This is a genomic window from Actinomycetes bacterium (assembly GCA_024222295.1).
Taxonomy (GTDB): Bacteria; Actinomycetota; Acidimicrobiia; order Acidimicrobiales; family Microtrichaceae; genus JAAEPF01.
This window is the reverse complement of record JAAEPF010000017.1, coordinates 216,918-236,126: the sequence shown is the minus strand read 5'-3', so window position 1 is coordinate 236,126 and position 19,209 is coordinate 216,918. Positions and strand designations below refer to the sequence as shown.

19 protein-coding genes are annotated in these 19,209 nt (G+C 66.1%); 7 read left to right on the top strand and 12 right to left on the bottom strand.

Annotated features, from left to right (window positions below; translation table 11 throughout):
* Positions 1–12: 12 nt before the first annotated feature.
* Positions 13–867: a maleylpyruvate isomerase family protein gene (locus GY812_03845; protein ID MCP4434617.1), complete on the top strand. Its 855-nt coding sequence runs from the start codon at positions 13–15 to the stop codon at positions 865–867.
* A 22-nt stretch (positions 868–889) separates the two neighbouring features.
* Positions 890–2,059, top strand: coding sequence for an ATP-grasp domain-containing protein (locus tag GY812_03840; protein ID MCP4434616.1), 1,170 nt, complete (start codon positions 890–892; stop codon positions 2,057–2,059).
* Between the two features lie 23 nt (positions 2,060–2,082).
* Here GY812_03840 and GY812_03835 read toward each other — a convergent pair whose 3' ends face one another.
* On the bottom strand, positions 2,083–2,493 hold the full coding sequence (locus GY812_03835) for a nuclear transport factor 2 family protein (GenBank protein ID MCP4434615.1): 411 nt from the start codon (positions 2,491–2,493) through the stop codon (positions 2,083–2,085).
* Between the two features lie 196 nt (positions 2,494–2,689).
* Between GY812_03835 and GY812_03830 the strand changes: the two genes are divergently transcribed.
* Positions 2,690–4,474: an NAD(P)/FAD-dependent oxidoreductase gene (locus GY812_03830; GenBank protein MCP4434614.1), complete on the top strand. Its 1,785-nt coding sequence runs from the start codon at positions 2,690–2,692 to the stop codon at positions 4,472–4,474.
* Here the strand turns inward: GY812_03830 and GY812_03825 are convergent, their stop codons facing one another.
* A complete protein-coding gene (locus tag GY812_03825) occupies positions 4,475–5,134 on the bottom strand; it encodes a hypothetical protein (protein MCP4434613.1) in 660 nt (219 codons plus the stop codon).
* Positions 5,135–5,299: 165 nt separating this feature from the next.
* Here GY812_03825 and GY812_03820 point away from each other — a divergent pair, with 165 nt between their 5' ends.
* A complete protein-coding gene (locus tag GY812_03820; GenBank protein MCP4434612.1) occupies positions 5,300–5,968 on the top strand; it encodes a nitroreductase family protein in 669 nt (222 codons plus the stop codon).
* A gap of 151 nt (positions 5,969–6,119) precedes the next feature.
* Positions 6,120–8,165, top strand: a complete 2,046-nt coding sequence (locus GY812_03815; protein MCP4434611.1) for a YceI family protein — start codon at positions 6,120–6,122, stop codon at positions 8,163–8,165.
* Between the two features lie 115 nt (positions 8,166–8,280).
* Here GY812_03815 and GY812_03810 read toward each other — a convergent pair whose 3' ends face one another.
* Both GY812_03810 and GY812_03805 read right to left on the bottom strand, forming a co-directional pair.
* On the bottom strand, positions 8,281–8,418 hold the full coding sequence (locus GY812_03810; GenBank protein ID MCP4434610.1) for a hypothetical protein: 138 nt from the start codon (positions 8,416–8,418) through the stop codon (positions 8,281–8,283).
* A 221-nt stretch (positions 8,419–8,639) separates the two neighbouring features.
* Positions 8,640–9,656 (bottom strand): class I SAM-dependent methyltransferase, encoded by a 1,017-nt coding sequence (locus GY812_03805; protein MCP4434609.1) that lies wholly within the window; start codon positions 9,654–9,656, stop codon positions 8,640–8,642.
* 214 nt (positions 9,657–9,870) lie between these two features.
* Between GY812_03805 and GY812_03800 the strand changes: the two genes are divergently transcribed.
* Entirely contained in the window at positions 9,871–10,887 is a 1,017-nt protein-coding gene (locus GY812_03800) for an alpha/beta hydrolase (GenBank protein ID MCP4434608.1), read from the top strand.
* A 34-nt stretch (positions 10,888–10,921) separates the two neighbouring features.
* Here GY812_03800 and GY812_03795 read toward each other — a convergent pair whose 3' ends face one another.
* From GY812_03795 to GY812_03775, 5 genes are all read right to left on the bottom strand, one after another.
* Positions 10,922–13,075 carry an acyl-CoA dehydrogenase gene (locus tag GY812_03795; protein MCP4434607.1) on the bottom strand — a complete coding sequence of 718 codons (2,154 nt, stop codon included), beginning with the start codon at positions 13,073–13,075 and terminating at the stop codon, positions 10,922–10,924.
* Positions 13,076–13,418: 343 nt separating this feature from the next.
* Positions 13,419–14,078: an ABC transporter substrate-binding protein gene (locus GY812_03790; protein ID MCP4434606.1), complete on the bottom strand. Its 660-nt coding sequence runs from the start codon at positions 14,076–14,078 to the stop codon at positions 13,419–13,421.
* Positions 14,079–14,090: 12 nt separating this feature from the next.
* A complete protein-coding gene (locus GY812_03785; GenBank protein ID MCP4434605.1) occupies positions 14,091–14,480 on the bottom strand; it encodes a PPOX class F420-dependent oxidoreductase in 390 nt (129 codons plus the stop codon).
* A gap of 28 nt (positions 14,481–14,508) precedes the next feature.
* Positions 14,509–14,688 carry a hypothetical protein gene (locus GY812_03780; GenBank protein MCP4434604.1) on the bottom strand — a complete coding sequence of 60 codons (180 nt, stop codon included), beginning with the start codon at positions 14,686–14,688 and terminating at the stop codon, positions 14,509–14,511.
* A 280-nt stretch (positions 14,689–14,968) separates the two neighbouring features.
* On the bottom strand, positions 14,969–15,298 hold the full coding sequence (locus GY812_03775) for a DUF503 domain-containing protein (protein ID MCP4434603.1): 330 nt from the start codon (positions 15,296–15,298) through the stop codon (positions 14,969–14,971).
* Between the two features lie 112 nt (positions 15,299–15,410).
* Here GY812_03775 and GY812_03770 point away from each other — a divergent pair, with 112 nt between their 5' ends.
* Entirely contained in the window at positions 15,411–16,568 is a 1,158-nt protein-coding gene (locus GY812_03770; protein MCP4434602.1) for a family 43 glycosylhydrolase, read from the top strand.
* 17 nt (positions 16,569–16,585) lie between these two features.
* On the opposite strand, the gene GY812_03765 is transcribed toward GY812_03770, so the two are convergent.
* The 3 genes from GY812_03765 to GY812_03755 are packed head-to-tail and all read right to left on the bottom strand — an operon-like array spanning position 16,586 to position 19,083.
* Positions 16,586–17,047, bottom strand: a complete 462-nt coding sequence (locus GY812_03765) for an N-6 DNA methylase (GenBank protein ID MCP4434601.1) — start codon at positions 17,045–17,047, stop codon at positions 16,586–16,588.
* Positions 17,016–17,921 carry a hypothetical protein gene (locus tag GY812_03760; protein MCP4434600.1) on the bottom strand — a complete coding sequence of 302 codons (906 nt, stop codon included), beginning with the start codon at positions 17,919–17,921 and terminating at the stop codon, positions 17,016–17,018. Before GY812_03760 ends, GY812_03765 begins: the two co-directional genes overlap by 32 nt.
* A gap of 55 nt (positions 17,922–17,976) precedes the next feature.
* The gene (locus tag GY812_03755; GenBank protein MCP4434599.1) at positions 17,977–19,083 is read right to left on the bottom strand and encodes a hypothetical protein; all 1,107 of its coding nucleotides are present in this window, start codon (positions 19,081–19,083) and stop codon (positions 17,977–17,979) included.
* Between the last annotated feature and the right edge of the window lie 126 nt (positions 19,084–19,209).

Below are 19,209 nucleotides of genomic sequence, written 5' to 3'. Positions count from 1 at the left end.
TATCGTCTCGGGATGGCTGAACGACCGCTGCGCCAGTTCTACGAACACGACATGGAGTTCCGGGCGCCGGGCACGCCGGCGGAGCTGGTCAAGCCGTGGGTGCGCCACCGACGCAGGTTCCAGGCCTCGCTGGAGTTGCTCAGCGACGAGCAGTGGCGTGCCACCACCCGGTGTGACGACTGGAACGCGATGGACGTGGTCTGGCACCTCGTGACCGCCGACCAGTTCTGGCAGATGTCGATAGCCAGCGGCACAGCGGGAACGCCCACGGCGTTCCTGGCCGGCTTCGATCCCGCCGCCACTCCGGGTCAGGTGGCTGCCGCCGCCGCCAAGGACACGACCGCTGAGACCATGGCGGCGTTCGCGGCGGTCAACGACTCGTTCATCGCCACCGTGGAAGCGGTCAGCGACGACGCGTGGGACCGCATGGCGGAGTCGCCGCTCGGGCATGTTCCAGCGCAGCTGGCGCTGGCACACGCCTTCTGGGACTCGTGGCTGCACGAACGCGATGTGTTGTTGCCCCTCGAACTCGAGCCGGCGGTCGAACCCGACGAACTGTGGTGCGCGACCACCTACTCGCTGTTCGCGGCGGCACTACAGGGGGGACTCCCCCACGACGACCAGCCGGTCGGTCCGGGCCCGGAGGGTGACATCACCGAGCGCGTCACGTTCGACGAGTTCCCCGAACGGTGCCTCGAGGTCTCGATCGGCGACGACGTGACCGTGACCGAGGTCGACGACGGGGCTCCGTCAGTCGGCAGCGCACTCGCGCTCGTCGAGGCTTTCACGGGCCGGGTCGAGGCCGACGGTTTCGCCCTGCCCGGCAAGCTCGGCGCACAACTTGAGCGCGCACGCCTGATTCTCTGACCCCATCGGTACGCTGGCCGCGATGCGAGTCCTGGTCACCAGCGCCCGGATGCCGTTCGCGGTCGACCAGATCCGCAAACTCGGCGAGGGCGGCCACACCGTCGTCGCCGCCGACACATTCTCGGCTGCTCCCGGGCTGCATTCGAGGTTCGTGTCGACTCGCGAGGTTGTGCCCCCACCCGCCACCCAGCCCCGCGAGTTCGCAGAATCGGTGCGTGCCCTGGTCGACAAGCACGGAATCGACCTGGTCCTGCCACAGTTCGAGGAGGTGTTCGCACTTGCGCGCCACCGTGACCTGCTGGACGGCCACGCCGACCTGTTCAGCTCCGACTTCAGCGTGCTCGCCCGTCTTCACGACAAGGTGTCGTTCGCGAAGACCATGCGCGAGCTCGGCCTGCATGTCGCCGAGTCGGTCACCGCCACCAGTCGCAAGGAGTTGTGGGAGGCCATCGACAGGTTCGGCGACTACTTCGCCCGCGCAGCGTTCTCGCGGGGAGGCGTGGAGCTGCTCACCAACTGTGGACCGCTCGCCGGCGACGTGGACCCGGACTCGGTGGAACCGACCGAGTCGAACCCCTTCGTCGTTCAGCCGTTCATCGAGGGCACCGACGTGTGCTCGATGTCCGTGGTGCACCACGGGCGTGTGGCGGCCCACAGCACCTATGAGCATCCGCTCACCATCGAGCACGCGGGCGGGATCGAGTTCCTGTCCATTGACGCACCCGAGACGCTCGAGGCCTCGCGCGCGATCTGTGAGGCAATGGACTACAACGGCCAGGTCTCCTTCGACTTCCTGCGTGATTCAGGTGGCACCTACTGGCTGGTCGAGTGCAACATCCGACCCACCGCCGGCTCGTTCGTTCTCACTCCGGAAGAGTTCTGTTCCGCCCTGATCGGCCCGGCCGAGGCCACGGTCGTGGCCCCCGCCGGGCGCTACCACCAGATATCGGTGGCACTGGTGCGCGACATGGTGCACGAGTGGCGCGACATCCCGCGCGACGCACATGACCTGTTCTCCGCACCTGACATCTACGCCGAGGACCAAGACCCCCGACCACTGCTGTACACATTCCTGTCACTCGGGCATGTGCACCGCTACCGCAAGCAGCTCGACACCGGCTCGCACTCGCGCAAGGACATCATGGCGGCGCAGTTCTTCGACATCGCCTGGAATGGCGAGCCGATCCCATAGGAGCGGCCTGGAAAGCTCCCGGACTACCCCTGCATCGACTCCAGCATGCGGCGCATCTGCTCATGTACGAGATTGATGGCCTGCAGAGGCCGGATCAGCACCTTGAATTCCGTGATCATGCCGTCGTCGTCGCAGGTGATGATGTCGATGCCGTTGACGTACTTGCCCTCGACGGTCGTCTCGAACTCGAGTGCCGCCTGGGTGCCGCTCACGATCTCCTTCACGTAGCGGAATCCGGAACCGTCGCCAGAACCATTGCCGTCGTCGGCCGTACCTCCGCCTGCCAGCGACCCGGCAGCGGCCTGCAGGTATAGCGCGGTGACGTCGCGACCTTCCTGCGCGGTGAACACGATCGGCGAGTAGAACACGCAGTCCTCGTGCAGCACTTCGTCGAGCCCTTCAGCAGACGGGCTGCGCAGCCAGGCGTGCCACATGGAAAGGCAGTGGTGGATCGGATCGCTCTCGGTGGCAGTCTCGTCAGCGGCTGGCATGGCGCCTCCCGGCTCGTCGGTGCATGCCGACCCTACTGTCAAGCGCCCACCGCCATCTTGCGGCCGGACCCTGGCCGGGATGCGAGACTGTGCGACCGGGAGCGAGGCGTTGCCGAGACGAGGGCGAACACACAGCACCATGGCCGACAGCGATCAGAACACCATCGAACAGGCGCGGCAGCGCTACCAGCGAGAGCGCGACAAGCGCCTGCGTGCTGACGGCAATACCCAGTACAGCCAGCTGGACGGCGACTTCGCTGACTTCGACCGCGACCCCTATGCCGAAGCGGGACTCGAGCGCGAGGCACTCACGGAGCAGACCGGCGTCGTGATCGTGGGTGGCGGGTTCGCCGGCATGCTCACCGCCATCAACCTGACCAAGGCGGGCTACACCGACTTCCGGATCGTCGACAAGGCAGGTGACTTCGGTGGCACCTGGTACTGGAATCGCTACCCGGGCTGCATGTGCGACGTGGAGTCCTACACCTACCTACCGCTGCTCGAGGAAACCGGCTACATGCCGACCGAGCGGTATGCCTCGGCGCCCGAGATATTCGCCTACTGCCAGCAGCTCGGCCGCCACTTCGAGCTGTACCCGCACGCCCTGTTCCAGACCGAGATAGACACCGCCACGTGGGACGAATCGGAGATCCGCTGGCGGGTGCACACGAACCGGGGGGACCAGCTGAGCGCCAGGTTCCTGGTCACGGCAGGCGGAATCCTGCACAAGGCCAAGCTCCCCGGCATTCCGGGCATCACCGAGTTCGACGGTCGGGCATTTCACACCAGCCGCTGGGACTACGGCTTCACCGGCGGTGGACCGAACGAGCCGATGGACAAGCTTGCAGACAAGCGGGTCGGAATCATCGGCACGGGTGCCACCGCGGTGCAGGCAGTGCCGAGACTGGCCGAGGCCGCACAGGAGCTCTACGTGTTCCAGCGAACGCCGTCGGCTGTGGGCGTACGCGACAACGGCCCCACCGACGAGGAGTGGTTCCGTTCACTGGAGCCGGGCTGGCAGGAGGACCGCCTCCGCAACTTCACCGAGGCGGTCACCGGCGAGAAGCCCGAGCGCGACCTCGTTGCCGACGGCTGGACGCGGGTCATGTGGGAGAACACCCAGTTCGAGGCGGACACGCCCGAGGAAGCGGCCCGCATGGAGCAGTCCGACTTCGAGACGATGGACGAGATTCGCCGCCGCGTCGACGACGTCGTCGATGACCCCGAAACAGCAGAGAACCTCAAGCCCTGGTACGGCAAGCACTGCAAACGGGTGTGTTTTCACGACGAATACCTGCAGGCGTTCAACCGGCCCAACGTGCACCTGGTCGACACAGACGGGCTCGGGGTGCAGCAAGTCAACGCCCGCGGCGTCGTGGTCGACGACAAGGAGTACCCGCTCGACCTGCTGGTGTTCGCCTCGGGTTTCGAGGTGACCACCGACCTCGACCAGCGCCTCGGCTTCGACCCGGTCGGCCGCGGTGGCATCTCCATGAGCGAGCGCTGGCACGACGGCGCACACACCCTGCACGGCATCCTGTCGGCGGAGTTCCCCAACCTGATGATGATCAGCCTCGTACAGGCGGGTTTCGGCACCAACTTCCTGCACTTCCTGTCGAAGTCGGCCATGCACGTGGCCTGGCTGATCGACACGTGCGAAAGGGAGGGGATCGACACCATCGAGGCCGAGCCCGAGGCCGAGGAGGAATGGCTGGAACTCCTGCACACGGTCGGCTCCGGGGTGGCCGACTACTCGGAGTCGTGCACACCCGGCTACTACAACGGCGAACACGGCGACGACCCCAAGGCCGCCCGCAACATCGTCTACATCGGCAGCCTGCTCGAGTACGCGGGCTTCCTCGAGAGCTGGCGCGAGGCCGATGGGTTCCCCGGCGCAAGGGTTTCGCCGGCCAGGGACGACTGACTACTCGCCAGAGGCCGCCGCCGATTCGGTCGGCGGCCCGGATGACGCCTCCGCACCGGTGGCACCGCCGTCAGGCGCTGCTTGGGCCGGGGGCGCGGGCGGAGGAGGGCTGGTCACAGCTGTGGGTTCAGTCGGGGGCGGCTCGGCGGAAGCCACGGGAGTGGCGGGTTGGGGATCCGCCTGTGCCGGCGCGGCCGCGGCCGGGACCGTGGTGCCCACCGCGTTGACCTGGGCTGGTGCCTGCCCGCCGGTGGTGTCGATGTCGACCGGCGAGTTGTCCCCTGCGTTCACGGTTATGACGTCTCCGGTGACGCTCACGTTCCACCACTGCTGGCCGATGTCCCCGAATCCGCCGTCGCTGAACTGGCTGCCGTCGATCACGCCGCTGTTCGTGGCGAAGTCGCCTTGTTCGACGTTGGACTCCGACTCGAACGCGGTGGCCGTGGGCACTGCGGTCTCCTCGACGGACAGAGGGTGCACGCGCTCGCACTCCTCGACTCCGGCGTCGAGCTTCGCGACCGGCTCGGCCGTCGCGATGGGCGCCTGCAGCGGCGCCGGGGCCGCCGACATCCCCACCTGCAAACCTATGTACATCGCAGCTCCGGTGCAGACCGAGAAGGTCACTGCGAAGAAGAACAGGGCACGCCTGGAGATGGTCACCGCTGGACCTCCATGTTCTGGACGCCGGGCAGCGTCGACCCGACGCTACGCGTTGACCTATCGCCGATCGGGGACACCACCGCGTGCCCTCCGTGTACTGCAATTCACCGGTACGGTCTGCACACCGGCGCCAGCGCCGCACCAATCTCGAACGGGGGGACGCCCATGAACGACACGCCGACCAACCAGCTCGGCTTGAGCGCCGACGAGTTGCTCACCACCACACGGTCGGTGCGAAAGCGCCTCGACTTCGACCGTCCGGTGGAACCTGAGCTGCTGAACGAGTGCCTGGGAATCGCGGCACAGGCCCCCACTGGCTCCAACGCCCAGGGATGGCACTTCGTCGTGGTGACCGACGATGCCAAGAAGGCGCGCATCGGCGAGCTCTACAGGCAGGGCTTCGAGCTGTTCTACGGCGACCGCGAAGCCGCCGAGGCCGGGTTGCCCCAGGACGACCCCGACTACGTGGCCACCACCCGTCGGGTCGTCGACTCCGCCTCGTACCTGGCCGACCGCATGGGAGACGTACCCGTGATGGTGATCCCGTGCATCGAGGGACGTACAGATGGCGGCAATGTGTTGATCCAGGCAAGCGTTTGGGGGTCGCTACTACCCGCGGCATGGAGCTTCATGCTGGCTGCACGCGAACGAGGCCTCGGCACCTGCTGGACCACCTTGCACCTGATGCACGAGGCCGAGGTGGCAGAGATGCTCGGCATCCCCGACACAGTGATGCAGGGCGTGCTGATCCCGGTCGCCCACACGATCGGCACGGACTTCAGGCCCGGCCAGCGCCGCGAAATGAGCCGCATCGTCCACCACGACAGCTGGTGAGCAGTTTGGGCCATTTTTGTGAGATTCCTTGCCGTCATGGCGCACCGGGATCGGGCCCAACTACCGTTTGGTGTATTCACAGCGGGGGAGTTCTCCAGAAGTGAAACGGTATTGGCGGGTAGCTCTGGTCGCGGTCCCGGTCGTGTTGGTCGTGGCTGCACTGGCCACGAAGGACCAGTGGGACTGGCTGCTCGAGGACGGCACACCCAACACCGTCGGTGCCGCCGCGCCGGCGCTGGACGATGTCGACGAGTCCGCCGAGCGCCTCTACCGCATTGCAAGCGACGACCGCTCCTTGGTGACCTACTCGGTCGAGGAGACGCTGGCCGGCCAGTCGCGCACTGCTGAGGGCACCACGCAAGCCGTCGCAGGCGACATTGCTGTCAACACCGAGGACCCGGCCAACAGCCGGATCGGCACGATCGTGGTCAACATCGAGCAGTTCCGGTCCGACTCCGCGCTGCGCGACAAGCGCATCCGCACCGACTTCCTCAACTCGAGCGAGTTCCCGATGGCGGAGTTCGAGGCGACCTCCATTGCGGGCCTGCCGAGCGGCATTGACGGCGACACCGCCGCCGAGCTCACCATCGAAGGTGACCTGACCGTCGCCGAGGTCACGGCGCCCGCCACCTTCGTCGGCGAGGCCACAGTCACCGACGATCAGCTCACCGCCACTGTCACCGCCACGGTGCTCATGTCGGACCACGGCGTCGGACCGATCAACGTGGCTGGCCTCGTCCGCACGAGCGACGAGGTGGAGCTGACCTTCGACCTGGTCGCCGACCGCACCGACCCGGACACGCCGCCTCCGGCAGGCGCACTACTGGTCGTCGGTAGCGCCGAGATCCCCGAGGACGAGTTCGCCGCCGAGGTCCAGCCGGTGATCGAGGCCCGATGTGCGTCGTGCCACGGCGAGGGGCGCGCGGGCAGCCACACCATCGAGTTCGCAACCGCCGGAGATGTGGCGGAGATCTCCGACGACATCCAGCTCGTGGTCGAATCCGGCTACATGCCGCCATGGCCCGCATCAGATGTGGGCGTGCCGATGAAGCACGACTTCTCCATCAGCGAGCAGGAGAAGGACATCCTGCTTCGCTGGGCGAAGGACGGCGGTGGCCTCGACGTGCCTGCCGACACCGAGCTGGTGCCGGTCGACCCACCAGGCGACGAGATCAGGCGCGACATCGTGACCACACCCGCGGAGCCCTACACCGGCTCGCGCGACATGCCCGATGACTACCGCTGTGTGATCTCCGAGGTGCCCGACCCCGAAGGCGACGGCACCTGGATCACCGGCTACCACTTCGAGCCGGACGCCGACGAGGTCGTGCACCACTCGATCATCTCGGTGGTGGCCCCGGAGAGCCGGGAGGTTATCGACGAGCTCGACGCCGCCGAGGAGGGGTCGGGGTTCACGTGCTTCGGTCAGGTCGGCTCCCTCGGCGAGGTGACGGCCAGGGGCATGGGCGGCTGGACACCGGGACGCCAGCCCACGAAGTACGCGGATGGCTATGGCCAGTACCTGCCACCCGGCTGGTTCATCGTCAACCAGATCCACTACCACTACGACCACGAGGAGCCACCGGACCTCTCCGCCATCGTGCTCGAGACGATCTCCTCAGAGGAGGCAGCAGCGCTCGAGGAAGCCGGCACCCCGCTGAAGTCCATCCGCAACCGCACCTTCATCAACCCTGCCGAAGGCCCCTGCACGCCCGACCAGACCGGGCCGCTGTGCGACCGCAACCGGGCCCTGGATGACATCGAGCAGAAGTACGGCTCGTTCGCCCGAGCGCTGCCGGACATCTTCGTGCGCATGTGCGGTGGCACTGTCGACGACTACGACGATCTCGACGGTACGAAGTTCTCCTCGACGTGTGACCACACGTACCCGACCTCGGGAGTGGTCAACACGGTGCTGCCACACATGCACGAGATCGGCTCGAGCTTCCGGGTGACCATCCGTCCCGACACACCCGACGAGGTCGTGCTGGTGGACATCCCGAAGTGGAACTTCGACTGGCAACTCGACTACTCGCCGGCCGAAGAGGTCCGCATCGAACGTGGCGACACCGTGCGGATCACATGTGAGTGGGACCGGGCTCTGATGAAAGTCAGCGAGCCGCGCTACGTCACCTGGAGTGACGGCACGCTCGACGAGATGTGCTTCGTGCCCCTCAGCGTGCTGCCCGACGAGTAGCCCGGGTGCCTCAGAGCACCTGGCCAGAATCCGGGTGCACCATTATCGATGCCTTCAGGCGAAACCATGCCCCCATCGGCGGACGGGTGAGGTCGGTGGACGACGACGCATGGTGTCAGGCGGGCCAGAGATAGGCCTTCTGCGTGCGCGGGACCCTGAACCTGATCGGGTGGTCGATGTCGCCCGACACGACCTCTTCGTAGGTGACCAACCGGGGCAGGATCGCAAGCCGGCGGCGTGGGCGGAAGTCCATCCAGATGGTCGCAGGGCGTTGGAGCGGAGGTCCCACCGCGCACCGGACCCGGCGGTCCAGGCCGCCGTTGCCTCTTGCCCACCTTCGACCGGGGAGTCCCAGGGCAGCGGGTACGGCGCCGGGTCGCTCTCGGCTCCGTAGGAGAATTCAACCTGCATCGGCAGAAGGGACGCTCTGACTTGAGGCCGGGCCAACGCCGACGGGTGTGGCTCAGATGGGCATCAACTCGGCTTGGTGCCGACGCAGTGCCAGTTGAGGGTGAGGAGTTCCTCTTCTTCTGCCTTGATATAGGAGTGGCTGTTCTCGTTGAGTCGCTGCATCAGTGCATCGGTCTTGCGGGGGATGATCCGAACCTTGGCAAGCGCCTTGAAAACCGCCTCGTAGCGGTCGAACAGGGCTACTTCCTTCTTGATCATCTCCACCGCCGGACGACCCACCGAGGACTCCAGTTCGAATCCGGCGTCGCGATAGGCATCCTCCCAGTACTCGTAGTACCAGAAGCCGCCGAACACGGTGAGCTCGCGGGTGTGCTGGATCAGCTCGCGCTTGTGGTCGTCGTCGCGGTCATACGCGTCGAGCGCCGCGACGTCGTTGATCACGAAGCGCCCGCCGGGCTTGAGCACCCGGAAGACCTCGGAGAACGTGTAGGCGTGGTCGCTCACATACGTCATCGGCTGGATCGCATAGACGGCATCGAACGACTCGTCGTCGTATTCGAACGCCTTGTTGAAGTCACCGACGACGAAGTTGGCCGCAGGGAGGTTGGGGTTCTTGTGGGCCTTTTCGATCTGGCTCGCATCCAGGTTGAAGCCGTAGGGCGTCGCACCGGTGAGCTCCGCGATGTGCTCGGCGATCGCGCCGCAACCGCAGCCGAGGTCGAGCACCTTGTCACCGGGTGACAGCTGCAGGTCCTTCGCGACGATCCGCTCGAACAGGATCTGGTTCTGCAGCACCGACTCGTTGGAGTCAATCTCCGGCGGCATGTACATCTTCTCGACCGAACCGAGCGTGCAGAGCCAGTGGATGACCTTGTAGAGCGCCTGCAGTTCGTTGCTGCTGCCCTGGGGGTAGCCCTTGATGGGCACACCCGCCTCGTAGTCGGCCTTCGTGTTCTCCGGTGAGTCCACGAACAGCTCCTCATAGGAGCTCATGTACTGATCGAAGTCCTCGTCGCTGACGGTGAGCAGGTCCTTCAGGGCGCCCAGTCGGTCCATCACGGTCGTTGGCTTGTGCTTCAAGAGGTCCCCCTGGTCTCGGCGCCACGTGCGGCGCGCCATCGCCGGACGAACCCCGCAGCGAGGATCCCGGCAGCTGCACTTACCTTACTGTGGTGGCTGAACGAACGTTCATTCGGTTGTGATCGAAGCGAGCGGACCCGCAGGCTCCCTGCGTGGTGCAGGATGTCCCCGGGCACGAACGGCCCCCAGAGGAGTGCTGATGCCGAAATCGTCGATGCGAACCGCCTGCCGGGTGGCACTGGGCACCGCTGTGGTGGCGGGCGCCGTAATGGTCGCAAGCCGGATCGCCGCGCGCAGGCCGGCCGTCGCCGCAGTCCCGGCCGAGCTGCGCAATCCAGTGCTGTACTTGCGTTTCGAGCTCCGCAGCGAGAGGCAGCTGAACATGGGACGCCGGCTGCTCGCCCGGGGCATGCCGCCGGTTGCCGGCGTCGAGCTCGCCGAACAGACCGCGCCCGGGCTCGAGGGAACGTCCGATGTGCGCATCGTCACCTACGAGCCAGCGGGTCGCGAGCAGCCCAGCGGCGCCCTGCTGTGGATCCATGGCGGCGGCATGGTCATGGGGACCACCGCGCAGGACGACCGCTTCTGCAGCAGTCTGGCCGACGAACTCGGCATCCTCGTGGCGAGCGTGGACTACCGGCTCGCACCGGAGAACCCCTATCCCGCCCCCCTGGACGACTGCATGGCCGCGCTGAGGTGGCTGCACGACTCGGCTGGCGCACTCGGCGTTGATGCACAGCGCATTGCCGTCGGTGGCGCCAGCGCAGGCGGAGGCCTCGCCGCGGGACTCAGCCTCAGGGCGCGTGACGAAGGCGGCCCGCCGATCTGCTTCCAGCTGCTGAACTACCCGATGCTCGATGACCGCACGGTGCTGGCAGACGACCACGAAGGCCGCGGCGAGTTCATCTGGACCCCCGGCTCCAACGAGTTCGGTTGGTCCGCGTACATGGGCGGGCCACCCAGACCCGACGACGACCGCCACCATGCCGCCCCCGGACGCGCGGATGACCTCAGCGGCCTCCCATCGGCCTGGATCGGCGTAGGCGAGCTCGACCTGTTCCAGGCAGAGGACGTGGCGTATGCGGCGCGCCTGGTCGCCGCCGGCGTGCCCTGCAGGCTGCATGAGGTCGAGGGCATGTACCACGGCGCCGACCAGGCCGCGGCAAAGGCCCCGAGCATGCAGGAGTACCGCGAGTCGATGCTGAGCGCGCTCCGCGAGGCCATCTGCTGAAGCAGTTCGGTTGTTGATTGGCCGTGGGCCCGGCCTACTTCACCAGCGGGTCCCGGGGCAGGCCGAGGATGCGCTCGCCGATCTGGTTGCGCTTGATCTCCGAAGTGCCACCCGCGATCGACATCGCACGGTGGATGAGCACAAACATGGCCGTCATGAAGTTCTCGCCGTCGGTGTAGAGCAACTCCGGGCCGTCGAGCGCCGAGAGCATCGAAGTTGCCTCATGCGCCAACTCGGAGAGCACCAGTTTCGTGACCGCGCCCTCCGGGCCCGGGCCCGCACCCTCGACGGCACGGTGGGCGACCCGCAGGTTGAGCAGGCCCATGGCCTGCTCCTCAGCGAGGTACCGCCCGAGGCGGGCAGCGCCGCCGAAGAGTCGTTCGGGGTGGGCGTCGAAGACGGGCAGGAATGCTGAGCCGGGCATCTGCAGGGCGGCGTCGCCACTGCCGATGCTGACGCTCTCGTTTCCGAGTGTGGCGCGGGCCACCGTCCATCCGCCGTCGATCGGGCCGACCACGTCGTCGTCGGGCACGAACACGTCGGAGAAGAACACCTCGTTGAACATCGACATGGCGTTGGTCATCTTCAGAGGGCGCACCTCCACACCGTCCGCATGCATGTCAATCGCCATCATGGTGATGCCCTCGTGCTTGGGAAGGTCTGGGTTGGTACGAACCGTGGCGAACCCCATGCCTGCCTCGTGCGCATCGGAGGTCCACACCTTCTGGCCGTTGACCAGCCAACCGCCATCCACCCGGGTCGCCTTGGTCTTGACCGCTGCGGCGTCCGAGCCGGCGTCGGGCTCGCTGAAGAGCTGGCACCAGATCACCTCACCGCGCATCGCGGGGTCGACCCACCGTTCGAGCTGGTCGGGCTCGCCGTACTGGATGATGGTGAGGATGTTCCAAGCGGTGATGCCCAGCTTCGGACGCTCCACGGAAGCCTTCTTGAACTCCTCTTCGATCACGAGCTGTTCGATGGCGCCGGCGTCACGTCCATGCGGCCTGGGCCAGTGCGGCATCACGTAGCCGGTCTCGAGCAATGCATCGAGGCGCTCCTGCTCCGATGCCCCCTCAATCTGCTTGATGAACTCCTGCACCTCGGTGCGGATCTCCTCGGCCTCGGGCGGGAGGTCCACGGCCTTTGGCCGGGCCACACCGTCGCGCACCAGGTCGGTGATCTGCGCTGCCGCCTCGTTGGCCAGCAGGTAGGGCTTCAGCGCTGCGGCACGCCGCATGTACAGGTGTGCATCCGACTCCCAGGTCATCGCGATGCCGCCGTGCACCTGCGTGTTTAGGTTGGCGCACAGGTCTGCCGCGGGAGCCGACAGCGATGCTGCGACTGCGCCTGCGTAGGTGAGCTGGGCTCCCCCGCCGGCGCCGGCACGGGCCGCGTCCCAGACCGCTCCGGTTGCGAGCTCGGTGGCGACAGCCATGTTGGCGAGGTGGTGCTTGACCGCCTGGAACATGGCGATCGGGCGCCCGAACTGCTCGCGCACCTTGGCATACTCCGCGGCGAGGTCGGTGCATTCGCGGGCCACACCGACGGCTTCGGCCGACAGGACCGTACGGGCCAGGTCGATGAAGACCTGGCGGGCGCCGGCGAGCACGGTCGTGGGCACGGAGTCCAGCTCCACCCGCGCCGAGCGACGGGTGGGATCGAGGTTCGCGGGCACCGTCACCTTGACCCCGTCACCGACCTCGACGAGCAGCGCGTCGTCGCCGGCGGGCACCACCAGCAGCTGTGCCAGCCCGCCACCGAGAACCGCGTCAGCCGACCCGGTGGCCTTGCCGCCATCGACCGTGACCGCAGCGTCCACGGCAATGGCGGCACAGGTCGATCCGTCGACCAGGCCGGGCAGGAGCTTCCGGCGGGTGTCGTCGTCGCCGACCGCGTCGACGAGCGCGCTGGCGATGACAGTCGGAGAGAACGGGCCCGGCGCCACGGCGCGGCCCATCTCCTCGGTCACGACCACGAGCTCCTCCAGCCCGAAGCCCGAACCGCCGAAGTCCTCGGGGATGTGCAGGCCGAGCCAGCCGAGTTCGGCGACGTCCTTCCAGAGCGCCGGCAGCGTCTCCCCGGGCGCCTCCAGCAGCTCTCGCGCCGCTCCGCGGGCGTCGCGCGAGCGCAGCAGGTCAGAAGCAGTCTCTGCCAGCATCCGGTGGTCATCGGTGATTGCGATTGACATGTGGTCCCCCGTTGTCGGATCCGCGTCGTCCCGGCGACTCACGGTCTCTGCGCGCATTCTTGGCCAGTGCACGCCGGAGCTCAAACCCGCGGACACGGGTGAGTTGGCTGGGCCCACGTTCCAGGGGCCGTTCAGCATCTCGTTCACGTCCACCGGACCGACGCCGGAACCGTACTCCGACCGGCCGAGGCAGGGCCGCGACATCCGGTTGCATCCCAAACTGCTCAAGGTTCACCGGGGCAGTCGATGAGGACCCAACCCGAGGGACCGCCGGCGCACTCGAACGGGCGCGGCGGCATAAAGCCCGGCAAGCAGGCAAACGGTCCTGGCTGAGTTCTGCCGTTCAGCCCGACAGTGCGGACAGTCGCCGGATGGCGCCCGCCGTGCGCGAACCCCACCAGACCAGGTCCTTGCCATCGACGAACACCGCCGGGGCGACCGACTCGAGCTCGGCGCGATGACGTTCGGCGAACGGATACGGCTCGGATGGTGCGATCACCAGATCGGGGCCGAGGTCCGACGCTGCTTCGAGTGTCGTCTCGGGGTACGGCACCTCATGGTCTGCGAATACGTTGCCCACCCCGATATGTTCCAGTAGCGAAGTGCCGTAGGTGGGAGATCCGAGGGCCATCCACGGCCGCTTCCATATCGGCACGAACGCCGAGGCCGACGTAGCCACGCCCGCTGGAATCTCACCCATGACCCACTGGACCCCCAAACGGGCGGCCAGGGGCTCCAACTGGTGTCCAACGTCCTGAACTGAACGGACTCGCAGGGCGACCACGTCGAGCCCGGCGCCCAGCAGCGCGTCGTAGTCCTCCCGGCGGTTTTCCTCGGCATCGAGCACCACGAGATCGGCTCCGAGCGCTGCGATCGCCTCGACGTCAGGATCCTTGGTGCCGCCCACATGAACGAGGTCGGGCTGCTCGCAGAACCGCGTGCAGGCCACGGGCTCGATCCCCCAGTCGAGCAGCGTCTCGGTCACCGAGGGCACCAGGCTCACGACCCGCATGGTTCAGTCCCCGGTCGTGATGACGATCCCGCAGTCCGATGCCACGTCCTTGCCGAACAGCTTCCGGACCTTCTTGCGCATGCCGGTCATCGAGTACTGCCATCCGTACTTCGCGGCGATGCTCCTGCTCACGGCCTGGTAGGCGGCTCCCGTGACGACCTCAGCGGTCGCCTCCAACGGCTTCGTGCCAGGCTTCGCCACCCCGCGCATGTTGGACGGCTGCACCAGCACCTTGGCGCTGTTGCGGATCCGTTTCGCCTTCCAACTGGTCTCGTCGGTGGTGAAGCCGTACTTACCGTCACCGAGCCGGGCGATCCACACAGGCGTGGGCTTGGGCCGCCCATCGCGGGTGAAGGTGGTGAGGCTGATGTACTTCTCTTCGCCGAGGCTCATCACCGTCGACAGTAGCTGTGGCCGGAACTCACAGCGTTGCGCCTGCGGGCCGGAGCACCCACGGTTCTGTGGACTGGAGGTCGGCCTCGGTCACCGGAGTGCTCACACAGTCGCCCACCGATGAAACGGCGGCGAGGTTGGTGGAAGCGGTGGCGCCGGTCCACAGGCCGGCCGTGATCTCCAACTCGAGCACAAACTGGTTGCCCACTCCAGGACTCACGAGCAACGCATCGAACGTCGATGACTTGCCGTTGGACCAACTCAGCGTGCAACAGGTCAATAGAAGAACCCCTCGCTGGCTCTCCCGTTGACTGCTGCGATCAGTGGGCGTGGGTGCGAGCAGTTCGCCGGGCGCAAGCGAGGGCGACCGGTTGGGATGGCTCGAGCCGCGGTGAGGCCGACCCGAGCACCGCCATCGCCACCACGATCCGAGCGCCGGACTCGTCGAGTGAGAGTTCGGGACTATCGGTGGCCTCCGTTGCCACCGCTCACTCCAACCAGGACCGGTCGGCCGACACGACCTCGAGGTCGGGGCACGACCACACGAGCGATTCCACCCGATCCATCACGTCCTCGACCTCGGCGGCGGACGACGAGACCGCAGCGAAGCCGAGCACCGCGCGCTGGTGTGACTCCTGGGCGCCGACCTCGGCAGCCGAGATGTTTAACCGCGACCGCGCCCGGTCGAGTAGCGAACGAACGACCTGGCGGCGGTCCTTCAGCGACGCCGCGAGCGGAATCCGGATGTCGATCTCGAGCGCGAGCACGTGGATCTGCCAACCGTACCGAACCCGGCGTTGCCACATGTCTGCAGCCACCAGCCCCTCCGCCCGGAAGTACGCTCACAGCGTGCAACCGGGCCGGGCCACCTCAGTTGACTCCCACTCGAGCGCGCGGCCGGGGCCGCTCACCGCAGCCATCCTCGCCATGATGCTATGCCTCGGTTTGCTGCTGGCTCCGCCGGCGGTCGCCGACGACAGCGCCTATCCCGGCCAACGCAAGCCCACCGAGGGATTCGGCGGCACCGTCAACAAACCGGACAAGGTCACCGAGCTGAACCTTAAGAAGGCCATCGACAGTGGAGCACCGATCGTGCCCGGCGCGTTCGCGGATCCGTTCCTCCTGGAGGAAACCGACGGGAACTACGTGTACGCGACCAACACCGCATCCGCGAACATCCCGGTGCTCAGGATCTCCCGCGACGGCGAGAAGGCCGAGTACCTGGGCGACGCGATGCCGGACCTCCCGTCGTGGACGAAGAAGGGCTTCCAGTGGGCGCCTGCCACGTGGGCCAGACCCGACGGCACCTTCGTGCTCTACTACTCCACCCCGGCTCCCGGATCAGACAGGCAGTGCATCTCTGCGGCCACCTCGGACAGCCCCACAGGACCGTTCACCGACAACTCGACAACACCGATGATCTGCCCGCTCGCCAAGGGTGGGGCCATCGACCCAAGTCCGTTCCTGGACGAGGACGGCAATCCATTCCTACTGTGGAAGGCCGACGGCAACTGCTGTGACCTCACCACGACGATCTACATGCAGCCCCTGTCCGCCGACGGACTCTCGACCGACGGTGACGCCACGAAGCTGATCTCGGACACCCAGGACTGGGAGAAGGGAATCGTCGAGGCTCCCTCGATGGTCAAGGACGGCTCCCACTGGTGGCTCTTCTACTCGGGCAACGACTGGAACACCGGGGACTATGCGATCGGCATCGCGCGCTGCTCGTCGCAGACTGGACCGTGCGAGAAGCCGCTCGACCGGGCATGGCAGACCTCTGCCGAAGATGCCGTGGGCCCGGGTGGCCAACAGTTCTTCAACCACTCCTCTGGCCTCCGCATGGTCCACCACGGCTGGCTGCCGGGTGAGGTGGACACAGCGGACTCGACGCGTCGGCTGTTCCTCGACGAAATCGTGTTCGACGACTCGGGCCTGCCGCAACGCCATGACGCATCCGTGAGCGACTCCGATGCCGAGAAGGGGAGTTGGGTGTGGTTCGCCGGAGCTGCTGTGGCAGTGCTGTTGGCCGTCGGGGTGACTCTGGCCATCAGGAGAAGCCCCTCCACCCTCGACGCGAAGCCCTAGCTCCGATCGCGGCAGCGTCAGTCGAACAGCGCTGTCTGGGTGGCCTCGGTCGCGAACAGGGCCTTCATCAGTTGGTGCTCGTCGTGGGTCTGTCCGTCGAGACGCACGCTGGGATGAAGCGCATCCCCCATGACAATCGTCGCGCCCCCGAGCCGTGCCCGGCAGAGGTCCACGTTGTCGCGCATGATGTCGATTCCGTAGAGGTCACCCAGCGCGTCCGCTTCGGTGGCTCCGAAGTGGATGACCTTCAGCCACTTGGCAGCCACCAGGAACTGCCCGTCGCCGCACGCCGGGTCGAGCACGGTCTGGCCCGGCCTGAGCAGCTGAATCGGCAGGCGTTGCAGCATCTCGATAACGAGATCGGTCGGGGTGAAGATCTCCGCGGTGAGAGCCACTCGTTCGGCGGTGCGCTGAGCTCCCTGCATGTAGGAGTGCTCATCGACACGCTCAGCGACCGCTTCCCACTTGACTCTCGACATATGCCACCTCCTCGGACGTCAGGTCGAACAGGTCGAACAGCTCCACATCGTCGAGTTTCGACGCGAGTGGCAGTGACGGAAGGGCGTCGAAGACGCGCTCGTTGCCGAATCCCGACCACCTGGCCGTGCTGAAGATGTACCGGAACAACTTCGACCTGAGGTGGGAGGCCAGTGCCTCGCCGGCATCGGCGTCGGGCACGCGCACGAAATACACCATGTCCGTTCCGCCGTGTTCACCGGCGTCGAAGAACGGCAGCGTGTAACCACTGCGGCTCCACATGACCTTCGGCTCGTCCGCCCAGTGCTGGCGGATAGTGGACCACCAGATCTGTCGGTTGGTGTGAAGCACGGGGTGGACGTGCCTGTCGGACCTCTCCTTGCTCAGGGTGTCGTCCCTCTTCAGCCTGATGTTGTGGCACGTCACATAGTCACGCTCGACGCCGAGTTTCTCGACGGTCTCGAAGATGACCTTGCGGTGGATCTCCATCGAGACGTCGCTGAGGTCGTTGGGGAGATACATAACGTTCTCATCGAGCGAGACGCGGAAGGTCTTGTGATCGCCGATTACCTCGGTTCCGCGATGCGGGTTCTCGACCTTGCGGATCGCGTAGTCGGCGAACGACGAGCCAACACCTTCGAAATGCTGCGCGGTGTCGATGTGCAGCCACGGGGTGTCGTGCCGCTTCATCAGGTCGAGGATGCGGTTGCTCGGACTCTGGAACGAGCTCGGTGAGACCTGGCAGAGAGTCCCGCCGTCCGCGAGCAGCGTGTCGAAGGAATGCTCGGTGAACTCGATCCACAGCTTGTGCGGCGTGCGACCCCTCGTCCCCCGTTTCTGGAACGGCGGATTGGTCAGGATGAGGTCGAACTTCACGAAGCACCATCTCTCATGAGGTATGGCGTGCTGGTCACAGATCACCCACCGCTGATCAGAAGATGCCTGCGGCGTCGAAGTCCACATAGGTATTGGTGGAGGTGGCCAACTGCTTGGACTTCATAGGGCGTCGCTGACCTGTCGCCAACTCCAAGCCCTCCTTCTCATGGAATCGTGTGCCCTCGTATTCATCGCTGATCCATGCACCGTTCTTGTTGATCGTGAACGGCACGTCGACCGTCAGCAGCGACCTGCTTCCGAGGATGAACTCGAAGCGGATCGACTGACCGTGAGCGCCGAACTCGACCGTGCTGGCCGGATCGGACACACCGAAGCGCAGCTGGCAGAACCCCTCGTTGGTGATGGTGTCCGACCTCCGATACGGGTCCAGGAGGAGGACCTCCTCTCGACCATCGAGCCCCGTCATCTCCAACAGGCGGTCCTTGACGGTGGCAGGGTCCAATCGATGGAGGATTTCGAGGATGATGGCTTGGCCGGACGCCCCCACCTCCTTACGGGCCTTGTCGAACTCGTCCTCATCCAGGAACTCGAAATCGGGGTCATACACGAAGCGGTCCTTGATGGCGGCGTTGAGCTCGTCGAGCTTCACCATCAGAGGCACGACATCCTCGTGCCCGGTCGCACGGAGTGCCGCATCACGCTTTCGCTGAGCGGACCCTCTGAACCGGACCCCGTCCGGACCCAGGAACATCCCGACCCCGGCGCTCTCGAAGATGAAGTTCAGGGGGAAGGCATTGAATGTGCTGCTGGAGCACTGGGGCCGTTTGGCACTCCCCTGGTAGTTCTTCAGCGATACCGAGATGTCGTCGTGGCGGTCGCGCATGATCACGAAGTCGCCCTTCAGGTTCAGGTTGCGGAAGTCACGCTCGACGTCAACGAAATCCATGGGTGTGTCGCCGATGACCCCGATGAGGTCCTCAAAGAACCCGGGGAGGTGCCGGTCCAGATTGCCCCGGTACTTGGGCCATTTGCTGAACGACTCCTCAGTCAGCTTCCGTTCGGCGGAGTAGTTCTCGAAGTGCTGGAGCTTCTCCGAAGCATTCCTTGTAGCAGCAAGCCCAGCCTTCTCGGCAAGACGCTGGAGTTCTGCCACGGCAAGGATCTCGCAAGCGTCCTGGACGAAGTGCTGCTCATCCTTCATCTCTGCACCCGCTTGGTCATAAGTGGAGCTTAGAAGCACCTGACTGGGTCATCCGTGCCGACGAGCCGCTGTGATGACGCGTGGTAGCCGACACAACGATCATCCCCGGCGGAACGATGGCCCGCC

Bases quoted from the DNA above. Each gene is read 5' to 3' on its own strand.
- GY812_03835 (MCP4434615.1), bottom strand. From the start codon at position 2,493: ATGTGGCACGCCTGGCTGCGCAGCCCGTCTGCTGAAGGGCTCGACGAA.
- GY812_03810 (MCP4434610.1), bottom strand. From the start codon at position 8,418: ATGGACTTCCGCCCACGCCGCCGGCTTGCGATCCTGCCCCGGTTGGTC.
- GY812_03820 (MCP4434612.1), top strand. From the start codon at position 5,300: ATGAACGACACGCCGACCAACCAGCTCGGCTTGAGCGCCGACGAGTTG.
- GY812_03840 (MCP4434616.1), top strand. From the start codon at position 890: ATGCGAGTCCTGGTCACCAGCGCCCGGATGCCGTTCGCGGTCGACCAG.
- GY812_03785 (MCP4434605.1), bottom strand. From the start codon at position 14,480: ATGAGCCTCGGCGAAGAGAAGTACATCAGCCTCACCACCTTCACCCGC.
- GY812_03765 (MCP4434601.1), bottom strand. From the start codon at position 17,047: ATGTCGAGAGTCAAGTGGGAAGCGGTCGCTGAGCGTGTCGATGAGCAC.
- GY812_03795 (MCP4434607.1), bottom strand. From the start codon at position 13,075: ATGTCAATCGCAATCACCGATGACCACCGGATGCTGGCAGAGACTGCT.
- GY812_03770 (MCP4434602.1), top strand. From the start codon at position 15,411: ATGCTATGCCTCGGTTTGCTGCTGGCTCCGCCGGCGGTCGCCGACGAC.
- GY812_03845 (MCP4434617.1), top strand. From the start codon at position 13: ATGGCTGAACGACCGCTGCGCCAGTTCTACGAACACGACATGGAGTTC.
- GY812_03830 (MCP4434614.1), top strand. From the start codon at position 2,690: ATGGCCGACAGCGATCAGAACACCATCGAACAGGCGCGGCAGCGCTAC.
- GY812_03755 (MCP4434599.1), bottom strand. From the start codon at position 19,083: ATGAAGGATGAGCAGCACTTCGTCCAGGACGCTTGCGAGATCCTTGCC.
- GY812_03800 (MCP4434608.1), top strand. From the start codon at position 9,871: ATGCGAACCGCCTGCCGGGTGGCACTGGGCACCGCTGTGGTGGCGGGC.